The organism is Streptomyces sp. NPDC054932 (assembly GCF_053610205.1).
Genome location: NZ_JBSGXU010000198.1, coordinates 1 through 14,825, shown reverse-complemented (window position 1 = coordinate 14,825; position 14,825 = coordinate 1). Strand labels below are relative to the sequence as shown.

General features: G+C 73.0%; 14 protein-coding genes and 1 pseudogene. 6 read left to right on the top strand and 9 right to left on the bottom strand.

Features of this window, described 5'->3' with window-relative positions; translation table 11 throughout:
- Both ACWGE1_RS34470 and ACWGE1_RS34465 read left to right on the top strand, forming a co-directional pair.
- Positions 1–219, top strand: a 219-nt coding sequence (locus ACWGE1_RS34470; RefSeq protein ID WP_453424397.1) for a hypothetical protein, incomplete at its 5' end; no start/stop codon positions are given.
- 396 nt (positions 220–615) lie between these two features.
- The gene (locus ACWGE1_RS34465; RefSeq protein ID WP_453424396.1) at positions 616–1,902 is read left to right on the top strand and encodes an extracellular solute-binding protein; all 1,287 of its coding nucleotides are present in this window, start codon (positions 616–618) and stop codon (positions 1,900–1,902) included.
- A gap of 30 nt (positions 1,903–1,932) precedes the next feature.
- Here the strand turns inward: ACWGE1_RS34465 and ACWGE1_RS34460 are convergent, their stop codons facing one another.
- The 5 genes from ACWGE1_RS34460 to ACWGE1_RS34440 form a co-directional block, all read right to left on the bottom strand.
- Positions 1,933–2,868, bottom strand: coding sequence for a tetratricopeptide repeat protein (locus ACWGE1_RS34460; RefSeq protein ID WP_453424395.1), 936 nt, complete (start codon positions 2,866–2,868; stop codon positions 1,933–1,935).
- 126 nt (positions 2,869–2,994) lie between these two features.
- A complete protein-coding gene (locus ACWGE1_RS34455; protein ID WP_453424394.1) occupies positions 2,995–5,136 on the bottom strand; it encodes a helix-turn-helix domain-containing protein in 2,142 nt (713 codons plus the stop codon).
- A gap of 4 nt (positions 5,137–5,140) precedes the next feature.
- On the bottom strand, positions 5,141–5,380 hold the full coding sequence (locus ACWGE1_RS34450; RefSeq protein ID WP_453424393.1) for a hypothetical protein: 240 nt from the start codon (positions 5,378–5,380) through the stop codon (positions 5,141–5,143).
- 436 nt (positions 5,381–5,816) lie between these two features.
- Entirely contained in the window at positions 5,817–6,467 is a 651-nt protein-coding gene (locus tag ACWGE1_RS34445) for an HAD family hydrolase (protein ID WP_453424392.1), read from the bottom strand.
- A 76-nt stretch (positions 6,468–6,543) separates the two neighbouring features.
- On the bottom strand, positions 6,544–8,445 hold the full coding sequence (locus ACWGE1_RS34440) for an alkyl/aryl-sulfatase (RefSeq protein WP_453424391.1): 1,902 nt from the start codon (positions 8,443–8,445) through the stop codon (positions 6,544–6,546).
- A 206-nt stretch (positions 8,446–8,651) separates the two neighbouring features.
- Between ACWGE1_RS34440 and ACWGE1_RS34435 the strand changes: the two genes are divergently transcribed.
- The gene (locus ACWGE1_RS34435) at positions 8,652–9,491 is read left to right on the top strand and encodes a dienelactone hydrolase family protein (RefSeq protein WP_453424390.1); all 840 of its coding nucleotides are present in this window, start codon (positions 8,652–8,654) and stop codon (positions 9,489–9,491) included.
- Positions 9,492–9,822: 331 nt separating this feature from the next.
- Positions 9,823–10,611, top strand: a complete 789-nt coding sequence (locus tag ACWGE1_RS34430; RefSeq protein ID WP_453424389.1) for a class I SAM-dependent methyltransferase — start codon at positions 9,823–9,825, stop codon at positions 10,609–10,611.
- 10 nt (positions 10,612–10,621) lie between these two features.
- Here the strand turns inward: ACWGE1_RS34430 and ACWGE1_RS34425 are convergent, their stop codons facing one another.
- The 3 genes from ACWGE1_RS34425 to ACWGE1_RS34415 form a co-directional block, all read right to left on the bottom strand.
- The gene (locus ACWGE1_RS34425) at positions 10,622–11,515 is read right to left on the bottom strand and encodes a hypothetical protein (protein ID WP_453424388.1); all 894 of its coding nucleotides are present in this window, start codon (positions 11,513–11,515) and stop codon (positions 10,622–10,624) included.
- Entirely contained in the window at positions 11,512–11,850 is a 339-nt protein-coding gene (locus tag ACWGE1_RS34420; protein WP_453424387.1) for a PadR family transcriptional regulator, read from the bottom strand. The genes ACWGE1_RS34425 and ACWGE1_RS34420 overlap by 4 nt, the downstream gene beginning before the upstream one ends.
- A 131-nt stretch (positions 11,851–11,981) precedes the next feature.
- Positions 11,982–12,833 carry an NADPH-dependent F420 reductase gene (locus ACWGE1_RS34415; RefSeq protein ID WP_453424398.1) on the bottom strand — a complete coding sequence of 284 codons (852 nt, stop codon included), beginning with the start codon at positions 12,831–12,833 and terminating at the stop codon, positions 11,982–11,984.
- A gap of 2 nt (positions 12,834–12,835) precedes the next feature.
- On the opposite strand from ACWGE1_RS34415, the gene ACWGE1_RS34410 reads away from it, so the two are divergent.
- On the top strand, positions 12,836–13,531 hold the full coding sequence (locus tag ACWGE1_RS34410; protein ID WP_453424386.1) for a GNAT family N-acetyltransferase: 696 nt from the start codon (positions 12,836–12,838) through the stop codon (positions 13,529–13,531).
- Positions 13,532–13,603: 72 nt separating this feature from the next.
- Here the strand turns inward: ACWGE1_RS34410 and ACWGE1_RS34405 are convergent, their stop codons facing one another.
- The gene (locus tag ACWGE1_RS34405; protein WP_453424385.1) at positions 13,604–14,314 is read right to left on the bottom strand and encodes a hypothetical protein; all 711 of its coding nucleotides are present in this window, start codon (positions 14,312–14,314) and stop codon (positions 13,604–13,606) included.
- 245 nt (positions 14,315–14,559) lie between these two features.
- On the opposite strand from ACWGE1_RS34405, the pseudogene ACWGE1_RS34400 reads away from it, so the two are divergent.
- Positions 14,560–14,825: pseudogene (locus tag ACWGE1_RS34400) on the top strand (CAP domain-containing protein); the annotation flags it as partial.

The following is a 14,825-nucleotide window of genomic DNA, read 5'->3' as shown; positions in this document are numbered from 1 at the left end:
GCGCGGGCCGCCGCAGGTCTCGTCTTGCTGGGTACCGCCACCGCGGCCGCCACCCCGGCGGCCGCGGCACCCGTCGGCCCCGCGGCCGCGGCTCCTGCGGCCGGCACGGGATTCCCGGACGTGGGCGACTGGCTCCGCGACATCCGCCGGGGCGATGATCCCTGTACCGCCACGACGGCCTGGGGCGACGCGCACTGCCCCGGCAGGCCGCTCGACTAGGACCGCCCGGGAGACCGGGTGAGGGGGCGGCGGACACCATCCGCCGCCGGTTGGGTGGACGTGGGCCCGAACCCGGTGGGCAGCGCACAGAAGCAGCGCGACCCCTGTCTCCTTCCGGTGCGCACGGTGCGCACGGTGCGCACGGTGCGGGGGCGCTGTGCCCGGCACGGCCGCCCCCGTCGCACCGAATCCCGTTCTACGCGCGTCGGAACGGTCGCCCGCATGTCGGAAAGCACAAGTACGAGAACCTCTGACTGGATCATCGGCCACACATGCCCCGAGAGCGGAATCAATCCCTCCAACCTCAGGAGATGATTCCGGCCACCGGGCCGCGGGACACCCCCGCCGGGTGCGCCATGAGCGGCAACATCCATGCGACATCAGGGGAATACACTCGTGCGACGAAAGATCTTCGGCCCGGCCGCCACCGCGGTCGTGCTCGGCCTGCTGACACCGCTGTCCGGATGCGGTGGTCCGGACGGCGGCGCGGACGGCAGCGCCACGCTCCGCCTGGTGGCCGCCGAGTACGGCGACTCCCCGGCCAACAGTTCCAAGGCATACTGGGACAAGGCGACCGGCGCGTTCACCGCTGCCCACCCCGGCATCAAGGTCGAGGTCCAGCTGTTGCCGTGGGCCGACATCGACCGCGAGGTCTCCCGTATGGTCAAGGCCGGCAAGGCGCCGGACGTGGCGCTCATGGGCTCCTATTCGGACTTCGCCGCAGAGGGGAAGCTGTACTCCGCGGAGGAGCTCCTCTCGGTCGGCGCCGAGGCGAACTTCCTCCAGCCGCTCGCCGATGCGGGGACCGTCAACAACCGCCTCTACGGTCTGCCCTTCGTGGCGAGCAGCCGTCTGCTGTTCTACAACAAGGCCCTCTTCGCCAGAGCGGGCATTGCGGCGCCGCCCAAGACCTGGTCCCAGCTCAAGGCCGCCGCCAAGGCCCTCAAGGACAAGGGCGTGAAGTTCCCGTACGCCATGCCGCTCGGCCCGGAGGAGGCGCACGCCGAGGCGCTGATCTGGGAGTTGAGCAACGGCGGCGGTTACGCCGACGGCCGGGGCAGCTACAGCCTGGACTCCGAGCGCAACATCCGGACCTGGCAGTGGGTGAAGGACAACCTGGTCACCCCCGGCCTGATCGGGCCCACGCCGCCGTCCCGGCTGAACCGCGCCGACGCCTTCGCCGCCTTCCTGCGGGGCGAGGTCGGCATGCTCAACGGCTACCCGTCGCTCGCGCACGAGGCGGCCGCCAAGGGCATCGAGGTCGGTACGGTCGCCATGCCGGTCTCGGACTCGCTCGCCAGCGAGGAAGCCCCGCCGACCGTGGGCGTGGCCGACTGGATGGTGGCCTTCAAGCAGAACGACAGGCGCACGGAGATCGGCAAGTTCCTGGAATTCGTCTACCAGGACAAGAACCTGTCGGACTTCGTGGGCCGCTACCACCTGCTGCCGTCCACCGCGTCCGCCGCGCGGACCCCGGCCGGCGGCGGCCTCAGCCAGACCGACGAGGACTTCCTGAGCGCGCTGCGGACCGCCCGGCTCTACCCGGTGAACGACCCGTCCTGGGTGACGGTCAGCGACACGATCAAGCGCAACATCGGACGCGCCGTCGACCCGGACGGCGACCCGAAGGCCGTCCTGGAGGACATCGCGGCCAAGGCGGCGGAGGCCGGCGACAAGAGCTGAACGCCGCACGGGGGTGGTCCGGACGACCGGTCACCGCAGCAGATGCGCCCGAGGCACCTCATGCACGGCGGGGCCGCCAGCGGCGGATTCCACGGCGGATTCGACAGCGGATTCCGGGGTGCTCCCGGGCGACTCCAGCGCTCCGAGCAGCTCGGCGGTCGCCACGACATGGGGATGGGCCGTGCCCAGGACCTCGGCGCGCAGCGGCAGCAGCTCCCGCAGCCGTGCCCTCGCCGCAGGCGGGCGCCCGGACGCGGCCTCCCAGACGGCGAGTTCGTGGCAGGTGTGCAGCGTTTCGGGATGGCGGCGGCCCTGTACCCGGACCCGCCGCTGGAGGAGTTCCGTCAGCAGGTCCGCGGCCCGGTACGGGTCACCCGCGGCGCCGACGCAGCGGGCGAGCTCCTGCCACGAGGTGAGGGTGTGCGGATGGTCCGCCCCCAGCACCCGGGTCCGGGCGGTGCACACCGCGCGCAGCAGACGGGCGGCCGTCCCGGGCTCTCCGGCCTCACCCACCCGCCGGGCGAACTCGTGCTCCGTGGCCAGGGTGTCGGGGTGGTCCGCGCCCAGCACCTCCAGCCGGACCGCGAGCAGTTCTTCCAGCATCGCGAGGGCGGATCGGACATCACCCGTCTCGGCGGTCCAGTACGCCAGGCCGTGGCGGGTCCGCAGGGCGGCGGGGTCGTCCGGGCCCGGCCCGCGCTCCCGGAGGCGGCACAGCTTGCGGAACTCGGCGGCGGCCGCCAGCGGCCGCCCGCACTCGCCCGTCCAGTGCGCCAGCAGTTCACGGGTCAGCAGGCTGTCCGGGTGGGCCGCGCCCAGCGTCCGCTCGCACTCGACCAGCAGCTCGCCCAGTTGGCGGGCGGCCTCCCGGGGACTTCCCGCTTGCCCCAGGGCCTCGGCCCGATCGCGCCGCGCGATGAGCGGACGGCCGCCGGGGAGATGCACATCGTCCCGTTCCACACTCATGTCCCTGTCTCGTCAGTGACTTCGGTGAACGTGCTGTCGGATGGCAGCGAGCAAGACTACGGGTGACGGCGGCGTTGCGAGAAGAGGGCCTCCGGCCGGGAGGACGGCGCCGGGGCGGCGCTCCGGTCATCCGTCGGACCTGTGGTCGTCCTCCCCTCCGCGCGGGCCCGCGACGACCTCGCGGTACCAGCGGGCCACGGCGGGATGGGTGAAGGACCAGCCGTCCGGTCCCGCCCGCAGGATCTCCGGCCCGGCGGCCTCGGCGAGCAGTTCGAGCAGGACCCCCGGGTAGAGGCCCCACAGTGCGAAGCGCGAGGTGAGGACCGCACGCAGCCAGTGCCCGGTCACCGTCACGCTCAACAGGACCGGCAGGAGCGCGGGTACGGCCAGGGCGCCGACTTCGGACGTCGGTGTCAGCGTGATGAGGAGGAGGGGCAGCAGGGCCAGTTCACCGAGGAACACCACCGGCTTCGGCTGTCCGCAGGCATGTTCCGCGAGCCCCACCGCCAGCGCCAGCACGATCGAGGCCAGGAACAGGCCGAAGGACGTGGCGAAGGAAGCTTCGCTGATCGCGAATGCGGGTAACAGGGCCACGGAGGCCGGGACGCACCGCAGCAGCCAGATGCGCACCCGGTCCACGGGATCCACCCGGGCGGGTCTGAGGTCCAGCCGGTGCCGCAGGTAGACGTACCAGCCGACCCCGATGACCACGCCGAGGAGCAACCCGGGCGTTTCGAGGGCCGCGGAGTCGTCGTACCCGTTCCTGCCCACCTCGGCGCCCACGATGCCGAGGAAGAACCACATCAGCAGGCACAGCAGGGCCGCCTGTGCGCCCGCCCGGAGCCCGGAGGGGTGACGCCCGCGGTAGAGCACCCGCAGATCGGCGACGGGTCCCCCCTCCTCCAGCTCCCGCTGGGCCAGCAGGCGCAGTGCCTGGTGGCGGTGCTGCTCGTGGAAGAGACGCCCTCCGCCCACGTCGCGGTGATCGTCGCGGTACGGCGAGAAGGTGCCGAAGAGGTGCTGGACCAGCCGGATCTCCAGGGATTCGACGGTCGCCTCCTCGGCGACCAGCTCGGCCGGAACGGCGCGCCCGTCGGTGTAGAGCAGCCTGGCCGCGCCGGCCAGCATCGGATCGGCGAGGACGGCGGCGGCCGGCAGATCGGGTCGGGCGACGACGGCCGCCAGGACCGGCGCCCACTCCTGTTCCTTGGTACGGGACCGGGAGCTGCGCTGGATCCAGCCGTCGAGGTCGGCGGCGCTCACGGGCAGCAGCCGCACCCCCGCGCTCGCGGCGATGACCGTGTCGGTCTGCTCCACCGCCCTGGTGAACTCCGTCCACCCGCTGACGAGGACGAACGGGGCCTGCTCCGGCAGCTGGTTGAAGGTGTGCAGCGCCCGACCGCGCTGACGCAGGGTCAGGCTGTCGAAGTCGTCGAGTATGGGCAGCAGGTGATGCCTGCCCAGCAGGGTCCGCACGTCCTCGGCGGTGCAGCCGGTGAGGGCGTCGGCGATCCAGCCGAGGAGGCTGTCGGGGCCGTGGCCGGGCCGCCACCCGCGCAGCGACACGAGAACGGGCACGCCGCCGCCGTCCGACGTCAGCAGCCGGGTGCCCAGGTTCCGGGCGAGCTGGGTCTTGCCGCTGCCGCGGTCGCCGAGGATCAGCAGGCGCCGCCTGCCGGTGAGGGCGAAGATCTCCCCGATCTGGTCGTAGCGGCCGGTGAGGTCGGTGAGGTCGGCGCCGTCGGATCCGCTGTCGGTGAAGTCGAGTCCGACGGTGGTGAAGCGCAGCGGGATCGCGGCCGGATGGGCGGCGACCCCCCAGGGCCGCCGGTCGGGGGCGAGGGTCCGCCAGGCGTCCCGTTCCAGCGAGCTGGGGCGCGGACCGGCCGGCCCGGCAGGGGTGACCGCGGTGACCGGCGTGGCGGGTACGACCGGTGCGCGCGGGGGTTCCGTACGGCCGCCCTCGGCCGGGACGACGCGGGAGCGCTCGTACTGCGCGCGGGCGCGGCCGTGCCGCGCCCGCCACAGGTCCAGGTTGGCGTCGGGGTCGCAGGCGGTCACCCACGCCCGGACGAGGTCCCAGCGCGGCAGGTCCCGCCCCGTCGTGGCGGCGCTGAGGGCGCCCTTGCTCCAGTGGGTGAGGGTGCAGAGTTTGTCGAGCGTCAGCCCGGCCGTGGCACGGAGCCCGCGCAGTTCCTGCGCGAGCTCCGCCAGGGCCGGGACGGTGGTGTCGAGCGGCCGCTGAGGCCGCCCCCGTCCCGTGCCCACGGCCCTACCGGCCGATCGGGTCCGGGCGGGCACCGCTGTCGCCGCCGTCGGCGGCGACCCGGCGGCCCAGCTCCAGGGCGGTCGTCGTGACCATGACGATGACACCGAGCGCGGTGCCGGGGGAGTACCCGAGCGTGCCCAGCACAGCCGTCACCACGGCCACCACCACAATGACGACGATCTTGATCACGAGCGCGGAAGGGCGCCCGTGGGGGCGCGGAAAGGAAGCCGCGGAGATCACCATGACGACAACTCCTTCGAGAGCGACGGTCCGGAGGAAGTGCATCGCGCCTGCGCGGTCCCGCAGTTGGCGCTACGGGTGTCCGCTCGCGGCCCGGAAGGCCGCGGACGCTCCACCACCATGCCCGAGCGCGGTCCCCGGTAACATCCCCAGCCGATAAGGCCACATGCCCGATATTCCGCCCATGCCCGTCGTGCCGAACAATTCCCCGGCCCGTCCCGGCGGCCGTGAACAATTCCCCCACCGGCGCATCCGCCCAGGTCATCACCGCCGGGCGGGACCTGGACCGTTCACGAAGAACCCATCGCCCTGAACAACCGCCCCGCGGCGCATACTGCTGCTGCGGCGGATCCCTGAAGATTCGTCACCGCTCGCGCGGGCGCCGCGGTCCGGAACACGCGCAGGGCGGGGGCCGTTGGCGCGGCCCCCGCCGTCCCGCTCATCCTGCGGCGATGAGGCCGGGGAGTTCGCACATGTCGTGGAAGACGACAGTACCGCTGCCCTCGAGGCGTTCGGCAGCGGTCAGGCCCCCCGCGTAGCCGAACGCCCGCATGCCCGCGGCGCGGGCGGCCTCGACGCCGGGACGGCTGTCCTCGACCACCGCGCACGCGGCCGGGTCGACGCCCATCCGCTGCGCCGCGTACAGGAACACGTCCGGGGCCGGCTTGCCGCGGCTCACCTCGGTCGCGCTGTAGATGCGGCCCGCGAACCGCTCGTAGAGGCCGGTGCGGCCGAGGGTGTGGCGCATCTTCTCGTGCGAGCCGCTGGAGGCGACGCAGGTCGGCAGGCTGATCGCGTCGAGCGCCTCGGGGAGGCCCTCGACGGCGGACAACCCGGCGTCCACCGCCAGGCGGTGGCGCTCCTCGAAGCGCTCCCGCCAGATCTCGGCCGCTTCGTCGCCGACCCGGGCCGCGATGTCCTCGCGTATGGAGGCACTGGACCGGCCGATGAACCGGTCCATGACCTCGCCCTCGGTGAGCGGCCAGCCCAGCTCTGCTCCGAGGGCGACCTGGATGGGTACCGCGATGCGTTCGGTGTCGACCAGCACCCCGTCGCAGTCGAATATCACGAGTTCAATCGGCTTGATCATTACCGCAGGATAGAGGCCGCCGATCAGGCGCCGCCCGACCCGACCCGACCCGACCCGACCCGACCCGGCCGGGTCGTCAGGGGGTCACGATGGCGAAGTCCGGGTCGGGGGAGTCGAGGTACGCGAAGAGTTCGGCGATCACCGCGGGGTCGCCGTCGAGGGCCACCCCCGCGGCCCGCAGGAGCTCGTCGGGGGACACGGCGCCGAGCAGCAGCCCGCGCAGGAGCGGTTCGTCGAGCACGAGGACGGCGTGCGGGCGGCCGGCCGCGGGATTGTCCCCGCGGACACCCGTCAGTACGCCGTTGCCCAGGCGCAGCGTCAACGGGTCCGAGCCCGGCAGGACGAACCGTACGACGACGTCCGCGTTCCAGGCCCGCGGCCCGTCGATCCGTACAGCGAGGGAGTCCACCAACTGGTCCAGGCTCAGAGCGGCGATCACGTCCGGCGATGCGGCGGTGGCCGGGGTCCCGACCGGTTCGCCGCGCAACTCCTGGGCGCCGGTGAGGTAGAAGTTGCGCCAGGTGCCGTTCTCGGCGCCGTAGCCGAGCTGCTCCAGGGCGTCGGCCTGGAGCTCCCGGGCCTCGGTGTTCGAGGGGTCGGCGAAGACGACGTGGTCGACCACCTGGGCCACCCAGCGGTGGTCGCCCTGCTCGAAGGAGGCGCGGGCGCGGCGCAGGACCTCTGCCACCCCGCCCATGAACTCGACGTAGCGGCGGGCCGATTCCTCCGGCGGGTGCTGCCACAGGAGCGCGGGATTTCCCTCGAACCAGCCCATGTACCGCTGGTAGACGGCCTTGACGTTGTGGCTGACCGATCCGTAGTAGCCGTGCGTGTGCCAGGCGGCCTCCAGCGCCGGCGGCATGCGCAGGGTCTCGGCGATCTCGGTACCGGTGTGCCCCTGGTTGAGCAGGCGCACGGTCTGGTCGTGGAGGTAGGCGTACAGGTCGCGCTGCTGCGCCAGGTACGACATGGCCCGCTCGCGGCCCCAGGTGGGCCAGTGGTGGGAGGCGAAGACCACGTCGCACTTGTCGCCGAACAGGGCGATGGACTCGGTGAGGTACGCGGCCCAGGCGCGCGGGTCGCGCACGAGCGCGCCGCGCAGGGTCAGCAGGTTGTGGAGGGTGTGGGTGGCGTTCTCGGCCATGCACAGCGCCCGGTGATCGGGCAGCAGCAGGTTGAACTCCGCCGGGGCCTCGGTGCCCGGGGTGAGCTGGAAGACCATGCGCACGCCGTCGACGGTCTCCTCCTGGCCGGTGCGGGTGATGTCGAGGGTCGGCCGGATCAGGGTCACCCGGCCGGTGGAGGTGGTCTGGCCCAGGCCCGCGCCGACCTGGCCGCGCGGGCCCTTGGGCAGACCGGCTCCGTACATGTAGCCCGCCCGGCGGGCCATGGCCGTGCCTGCGTGGACGTTCTCGCTGACCGCGTGCTCGACACAGCCCTCCGGCGCCAGGACCGGGACCCTTCCCGCATCGACATCGGCCTGGGAGGTGACCCCCTTGACGCCGCCGAAGTGGTCGGCGTGGCTGTGGGTGTAGAGGACGCCGGTGACCGGACGGTCCCCGCGGTGGGCCCGGTAGAGGGCGAGGGCCGCGGCGGCCGTCTCCTCGCTGATCAGCGGGTCGATCACGACGACGCCGCGTTCGCCCTCGACGAGCGTCATGTTCGACAGGTCCAGCCCCCGGACCTGGTACACGCCCTCCACGACCCGGAAGAGGCCCTGGAGGGCGACGAGGCGGCTCTGGCGCCACAGGCTGGGATGGACGGTGTCCGGACGGTCCCCGTTCAGGAAGGCGTAGGTGTCGCCGTCCCACACGACGCTCCCGTCCCCCGCCCTGATCACGCAGGGCTCCAGGGCGGCGACGAAGCCGCGGGTGGCGTCGTCGAAGTCGGCGCGGTCCGCGAAGCCGGCACCGGCGGCCGCCTCGCGGTGAGCGGCGCTGACGGATCGGGAGGCGTCCTGCCCGGGGCCGTTCTCCATCGTGTGAGCCTCCTCGGGCGGTCCTGTCCGGCCCCGACCGGACCGGACGGGTGCACGGCGGCACCGCTTCTGCGGCCCAGCCTCACGCGGCCGTACACCGTGTGCCCGACGGGCACCGCCGTCCGGGTGAACACGGCCCTTGACCGCGAGGGTCAACCTGTCGGTAATTTGGTCGTCCGGGTGAGACGTCGGGAAGGAGCAGGCACGTGGCAGACCACGACCTGAGCGGGTTCGAGAAGAGCACGTTCACCCATGACGGCGCCACCCGCCGGATCCTGCGCCGGGGTACGGGGCCCGCGGTGATCATCATGGCTGAGATCCCGGGCATCACGCCCAAGGTCATCGAGTTCGCCGAGCGCGTCGCGGCGTCCGGCTGCACCGCCGTGCTCCCGGTGCTCTTCGGCGAACCGGGCCGTGACCCGGATCCCGCCGCCGTCGGCCGGGCGGGCGCCGTCCGCTACATGGCCTCGTCGATGTGGCGGGTGTGCGTGAGCCGCGAGTTCACACTGCTGGCCACGGGGCGCAGTTCACGCGTCGTGGGGTGGCTGCGCGCGCTCGCCGCCGCCGAGCACGAGCGCTGCGGCGGCCCCGGCGTCGGCGCCGTCGGCATGTGCCTGACCGGCGGATTCGCCCTGGCCATGGCCACGGACGAGCGCCTCGTCGCCCCGGTGCTGTCGCAGCCGTCGCTCCCGCTGGCCTGCACCGCGAGCCGTGCCGGCGCCATCGACATCAGCCCCGAGGACCTCGCTGTCGTCCGCGGGCGCTGCGAGCGCGAGGGGCTCCAGGTCATGGGCCTGCGCTTCCATGGTGACCGGCTCGTTCCCGGCGACCGGTTCGCGTACCTGCGGCGCGAACTCGGTGAAGCCTTCGTCGCCGTGGAGCTGGACGGCAGCGCGGCGAACCCGGAGAGCGTCCTCGCGCCGCACTCCGTCCTGACGGAGCACCTCATCGACGAGCCCGGACAGCCCACCCGGCAGGCGCTCGACGCGGTCCTCGACCTCTTCCGCGCCCGGCTCCTCGGGGAACAGCCGGCTCCCGCCGTCTGACCGGAGCCCGTCCCAGCGGCGGCGCCGTACCCGACCCGACCGGTCCTTCACCCCTTCTTGGCGCCTGACGCCCGAGGGGCAGGACGTCATGCCCTCGGGCGCGTTGCGTGGACCTGAAGGGCGGGGGCTGGCAATCTGGGTGAAATCACCGCAATTCACATGTTCGTGATCCTTCCCTGCCCACCTCGTGCGGCACCTTCCGTCACCCAGGATACTCCAGTGATTTGTATATGTCGGTCACCGACGTATGGTGGGATCCGAAGATCCTCCCCGGCGGCAGCCACTCCTGCCCGCCGTCGGGGATTCACGTTGCGATGGAGACGGAGTGCGCATGGCCACCAGGAAGAACCTCACCGCGAACCGGGAATCACTCGTCCACAAGGTCCGCTACGCCGCGAGCCGCCCGAACCGCATCGCCCCGTACCTGAAGCGGGCCGCCCGTGACCGGTGGCTGGCCTTCAAGCACCCCGACCACGTCAGCTACTACCGGGCCGTGATGGCCTCGGACACCCGCCGCAACCCCGAGGCCGCGGTCGGCAGCCAGACCCACGAACGCTGGCTCGCGCTCGGACAGATGCAGTTCGACTACCTCATCGGGCACGGCCTCGAGCCCGGGGCGCGCATGCTGGACATCGGCTGCGGAAACCTCCGCGCCGGATGGCGCTTCATCGACTACCTTGACGCGGGGCACTACTACGGCATCGACATCTCGCCCGACATCCTCATCGCGGCGAAGCGCACCCTGACCGATCGCAAGCTGCAGGCCAAGGTCCCGCACCTGACCATCACCAAGAACCTGACGCTGGACTTCCTCCCCGACGGCTACTTCGACGTCGTCCACGCCCACAGTGTCTTCTCGCACTCGCCGATCGACGTCATCGACGAGTGCTTCGCGAACGTGGGCCGGGTCCTGGCGCCCGGGGGCCACTTCGACTTCACCTTCGACCGCACCACCGGCACCGAACACCAGGTGCTGCGCGAGGACTTCTACTACCGCACCCAGACCCTCGTCGACCTCGCGGCCGGACACGGGCTGGCCGCGCGCTTCATGGAGGACTGGGAGGCGCTCGGTCACGGCCAGTCCAAGATCCGGGTCAGCGTCGCCGGGGCCGAGGTCTGACCCCGCCGGCTCAGGCGCGGCCGGCCGTGTCCGACTGCCTGCGGCGCCACAGGCGCACGGCCAGGGCCGCGGACGCGAGCAGGACCAGGCACGGCAGTGCGGTGTCCTCGCCCACCACCCCCGCGAAGTGGCCCACGACGAGGAACGGGGCCGCGGCCAGGGCGAACTGGCCGGAGGTGCGGATGCCGAGGAGGGCCGGGCGGCCCGCCAGGGCCAGGGCGGCGGTCACCGTCACCGCGAAGCGCCACAGCACGATCATGCCGAAGCCGCCCGCGTCGAGCAGGGCCAGGAGCACCACGGTCAGCGGGGCCCAGAGCACCAGCGCCACGAGTCCGGTGGTGGTCCTGATCCGGCGGGGCGGGTGGAGGTCGGGAGGGCAGAGCAGCGGAAGGGCGGCGACCGCCAGCGGCGGCGCCAGGTGGGCCGCGTGCAACAGCGGCATCTCCAGCGCGCCCGGCAGGGCCGCGATGACGAAGCAGACGGCGGTGCCCACCGCTCCGGCGAACGCGCACCGTGCGCCCACGGCGAAGCGGCCGCCGAGCGCCACCACGGTACCGATGAGGGTCAGCAGGTAGAGGCCGTTGATCGCGTACCCGAGCGGGTCCTCGAAGTCGGGGCGGCCGGTGACGTAGGCAAGGTTGAGGGTCGAGGCGAGCCGGAAGGCGGCGTGCGCCCCGGTCGCGGCCAGCGCGAAGGGAGCCGCCGCCGCGAAGAGGCGCCCGCCGCGGTACGCGGAAGCCACTCCCAGGCGAAGGCGCAGCGCGTGCGCCACGATGTCCCCGGCCTCCCGCAGCCGGGTGACCGGGCCGGCGCCCTCGGTCGCCTCCCGGTAGGCCTCGGCCACCTCGTCGCCGAAGGCGCGGCGGAAACCGGCCGGGTACAGGCGCAGCAGACGAAGGGTCACGCCGTGGCCGTCTCTCCCGAGACGCCCAGGCGGCGCGTGGCCTCCTGCGCGGTGGCGGCGATCCGCCGGGCCTCGGCGCCCAGGCTCTGGCGGCCCTCGGCGGTGAGGCTGTAGGTGCGGCGCAGCCGGCTGTCGACGATCTGCTCCTCGTGGACCTCGATCAGTCCCTGCCCCAGGAGGCGCTCCAGAGCCCCGTACAGGGTGCCGGTCCGCATCTTGACGCGTCCGCCCGAGATCAGCTCCACCTCGCGCGCGATCGCGTAACCGTGCCGGGGCTCGTCCGCGAGCGCGGTCAGGAGGAGGAGGGTCGGTTCCTGCATCGCACGATCACTCATGCCAGCATGGTAGGTCACCCACCGGCATATGACGCCCGGGATGGTACGCCGGTCGCGCTCGACGGCGGCCGCCGGGGGAGGCGGCCGGTGCGGCCACCGCCCCCGGGTGTCGGGGCCGTGTGCGTCCGCGGTCAGCCGCGGAAGGCCTCCGAGCGGACGGGGGACGCCTCGGCGAGGGCCTTGGTGACCGCGTCGACGCCTTCCCGGAGCCCGTAGACGGGGGTGTCGGGCTGCTGGCGCCAGGAGTCGTCGAGGCCGCCCGCGTCGACGGTGTCGAAGCCGAGTTCCTCGATGAGGGCGCGGACGGTCTTCTTCGCCGCCGCGTCGTCGCCCGCGACGGGCAGCGCCATCCGGTCCGCGGCGCCGGCCGCGCGGTGCCGGTCGAGGAGGTCCTGGGCGTACGTGCCGTTGAATGCCTTGATCACGGGATGTCCGAGGTGCCGCTCGGTCCACCGGCTCTCGGTGAGGCCCTCGTCCTCGACCCCGGCGATCCGGCCGTCGCGCTGGCGCGGGTAGTAGTTGCCGGTGTCGATGACGGCGAAGCCCTCGGCGGCCCCGTCGAGGAGCCCCGCGGGCAGGTCCGGCACGTTCTTGAAGGGGACCGTGACCACGACGATCTCGGCCCCGCGCGCCGCTTCCGCGACGGTGACGGGGGTGGCGCCGGTCTCCCCGGCCAGCGCGGCCAGGGTCTCGGGGCCGCGCGAGTTCGCCACGGAGACCTCGTGCCCGAGAGCCGTGAGCCGGCGGGTGAGGTTGCCGCCGATGTTGCCCGCGCCGATGATGCCGATCTTCATGAGCTCTCCCGTGCGTCCGGAATCAGTGCCGTGCTCGCACCAACCCCCGTGGGCGGCCCGGCATTCCGCCCCGTACCGCTCATCCCCCGGACGAGCGACGGGACCGGGCCGCCGCCGTCCTCGGCCGGGAGCGACCCCTCCGGCGGCGGGCGGGCGGGAGCCGCATAGTGTGCCCGCGTGAGGAGACAGCGATGATCTGGCGCAGGGGAGCGCGCGGCCCGCAGCCCGCGCCCGACCGGTGCGGCGACGGCCGCCACGCGATACGGACCGCGCGATTGGTCCTGCACACCCCGCGCGACGTCCTGGACGTCGAGATCGGCGCCGCGGCCGGCGCCGACGCCGACGCACAGCGCTGGTTCGGCTGGATCACCGACTCGCTCGTCACCCCGGAGACCGCCGCACACCTCCTCGGCATCCACGACGGGAACCGGGCCGAGCGGCTGCGCGCCTTCCCGAAGGACGTCCGCCGGAAGCTGATGCGACCGGTGGTGCTCCCCGCCCCCGGTGTGGACGAGCGGCTGCTCGCCGTCGACCCGGCCACGGGCCTGGTGGCCGGGATGAGTTCACTCGCCGGGGACGACGGCGGAGCCATCGGCATCTGGCTCGCCCCGGCCTTCCGGGGCCGGGGCCTGGGTGCCGAACTCGTCGCGGCCACCGCCCTGTTGGGCCACGAGCACCTCGGCCTGCAGTCCGTGCGGGCCGGCACCGAGAACGCGAACCGCCGCTGCCGGGGGGCCCTGCGCGCCGCGGGATTCGTCCCGGACGGCGGCCCGGAGCAGCACACGCTGCCCGACGGCAGGGTCGTCGACGGCGCCTGGTACCGGCACGACGCGACCGGTACCTCCCGCTGCGCCGCCCTCCCGGACGGCGCGGTCACCCGGGCGTGAGCCCGCAGGCCCGGCAGACCCCGCGGACCTCGCAGACCCCGCGGACCTCGCAGACCCCGCGGACCTCGCAGGTCAGGAAATCGCGTACCACTGGCTGGCCCAGCCGGTGTTGATGGTGCTCGTGGACTGGTCGGCGAGGTTCACGGTGGGCGGCAGCGAGGTCTGACCGGTCAGGAGGGTGCTGTACCGGAGGTTCGGCGGCGTCAGGCCCGCGTTGACCGAGATGCCGGCGCCCGTGGACTTCAGGGTGAGGCCGTTGGTGGCCCAAGTGCCGTTGAGCAGGAGGGCGATGAAGTAGGTGCCGGGGGCGGCGGTGAAGGGCTTGGCGAGGGCGAAGGGCTTGGCGATCGCATCGGTCATCAGCTGGGGCGAGATGTCCGCGGTCGTCGCGACGAGGGCGCCCTTGGCGTCGTACACACCGAGGTGGCAGTTGGCGAGTTGGGCGTTCGGGTCGATGCCGGCGAGGCCCAGCCATATGTTCGACCAGGTGATCTGCTCGCGCAGGACGATCCGTACCAGAGTGACCCGCCCGCCGACCCCGGCGGTCGACTGGGCGGTGACGTGCCCCGCGTCGTTGGGGTCCCCGGTCCACGCCAGCAGGTTCTGGTCCTGCGGCCGGGGCCCGTCGAAGCCGGAGGCGCTGCCGCCCTGCGGGGGCGCGGAGGCCACGGAGCTCACCGCCGCGGGGCGGCTGCCTCCCGGCGAGGTACAGCCGGTGAGGACGAGCAGCGCTGCGAGCGCGGTCACGAGACCGGTCGTGGCGGTGGTGGTGCGGGTGCGCATGGTCCCCCCATGAGGTGCGGATCTGTCGACGGACATGATCACACGGGCGCCGGTGGAAGGATCGGGTCCGGGCAGGGGGTGCCGGGTATCGGCCGAATGGCAGGTATGCCCCGGAACGTTCCTGAGCCGATCCTGCGGGCTTCCTTAAGAGAACTTGAAGAAACCCTCCGTGGCGCTGTTCCGGCTGATCACCGCCCTAGGCTCGGTCGCACCACCCCCCTTCCCCTCTGTGAGGTGCTACAGGCATGAGCAGCCGAACTCCCGGAACACCGTCCCGCGTCGAGGCGCGACGCAAGAAGACGGCGCGCACGCGCATCGTGCTGTCCCTCACCGCGGCCGCCGCGGCGGTGGCGGTCGGCGTCGCCGTGGCCGACACCGGCGGCGGTACGAAGGTGGACCAGCGGGCCGACGGAGCCGCCGGGTCGAAGTCCGGGACGGCCGCCTCCGGTAACGGCGCGGGGACGGCTGCCACGGCCGGGACGGCGAGCCCCACCGCGCCGCTCCCCGAAGT

Bases quoted from the DNA above. Each gene is read 5' to 3' on its own strand.
- ACWGE1_RS34430 (WP_453424389.1), top strand. From the start codon at position 9,823: ATGGCCACCAGGAAGAACCTCACCGCGAACCGGGAATCACTCGTCCAC.
- ACWGE1_RS34405 (WP_453424385.1), bottom strand. From the start codon at position 14,314: ATGCGCACCCGCACCACCACCGCCACGACCGGTCTCGTGACCGCGCTC.
- ACWGE1_RS34420 (WP_453424387.1), bottom strand. From the start codon at position 11,850: ATGAGTGATCGTGCGATGCAGGAACCGACCCTCCTCCTCCTGACCGCG.
- ACWGE1_RS34410 (WP_453424386.1), top strand. From the start codon at position 12,836: ATGATCTGGCGCAGGGGAGCGCGCGGCCCGCAGCCCGCGCCCGACCGG.
- ACWGE1_RS34440 (WP_453424391.1), bottom strand. From the start codon at position 8,445: ATGGAGAACGGCCCCGGGCAGGACGCCTCCCGATCCGTCAGCGCCGCT.
- ACWGE1_RS34450 (WP_453424393.1), bottom strand. From the start codon at position 5,380: ATGGTGATCTCCGCGGCTTCCTTTCCGCGCCCCCACGGGCGCCCTTCC.
- ACWGE1_RS34445 (WP_453424392.1), bottom strand. From the start codon at position 6,467: ATGATCAAGCCGATTGAACTCGTGATATTCGACTGCGACGGGGTGCTG.
- ACWGE1_RS34460 (WP_453424395.1), bottom strand. From the start codon at position 2,868: ATGAGTGTGGAACGGGACGATGTGCATCTCCCCGGCGGCCGTCCGCTC.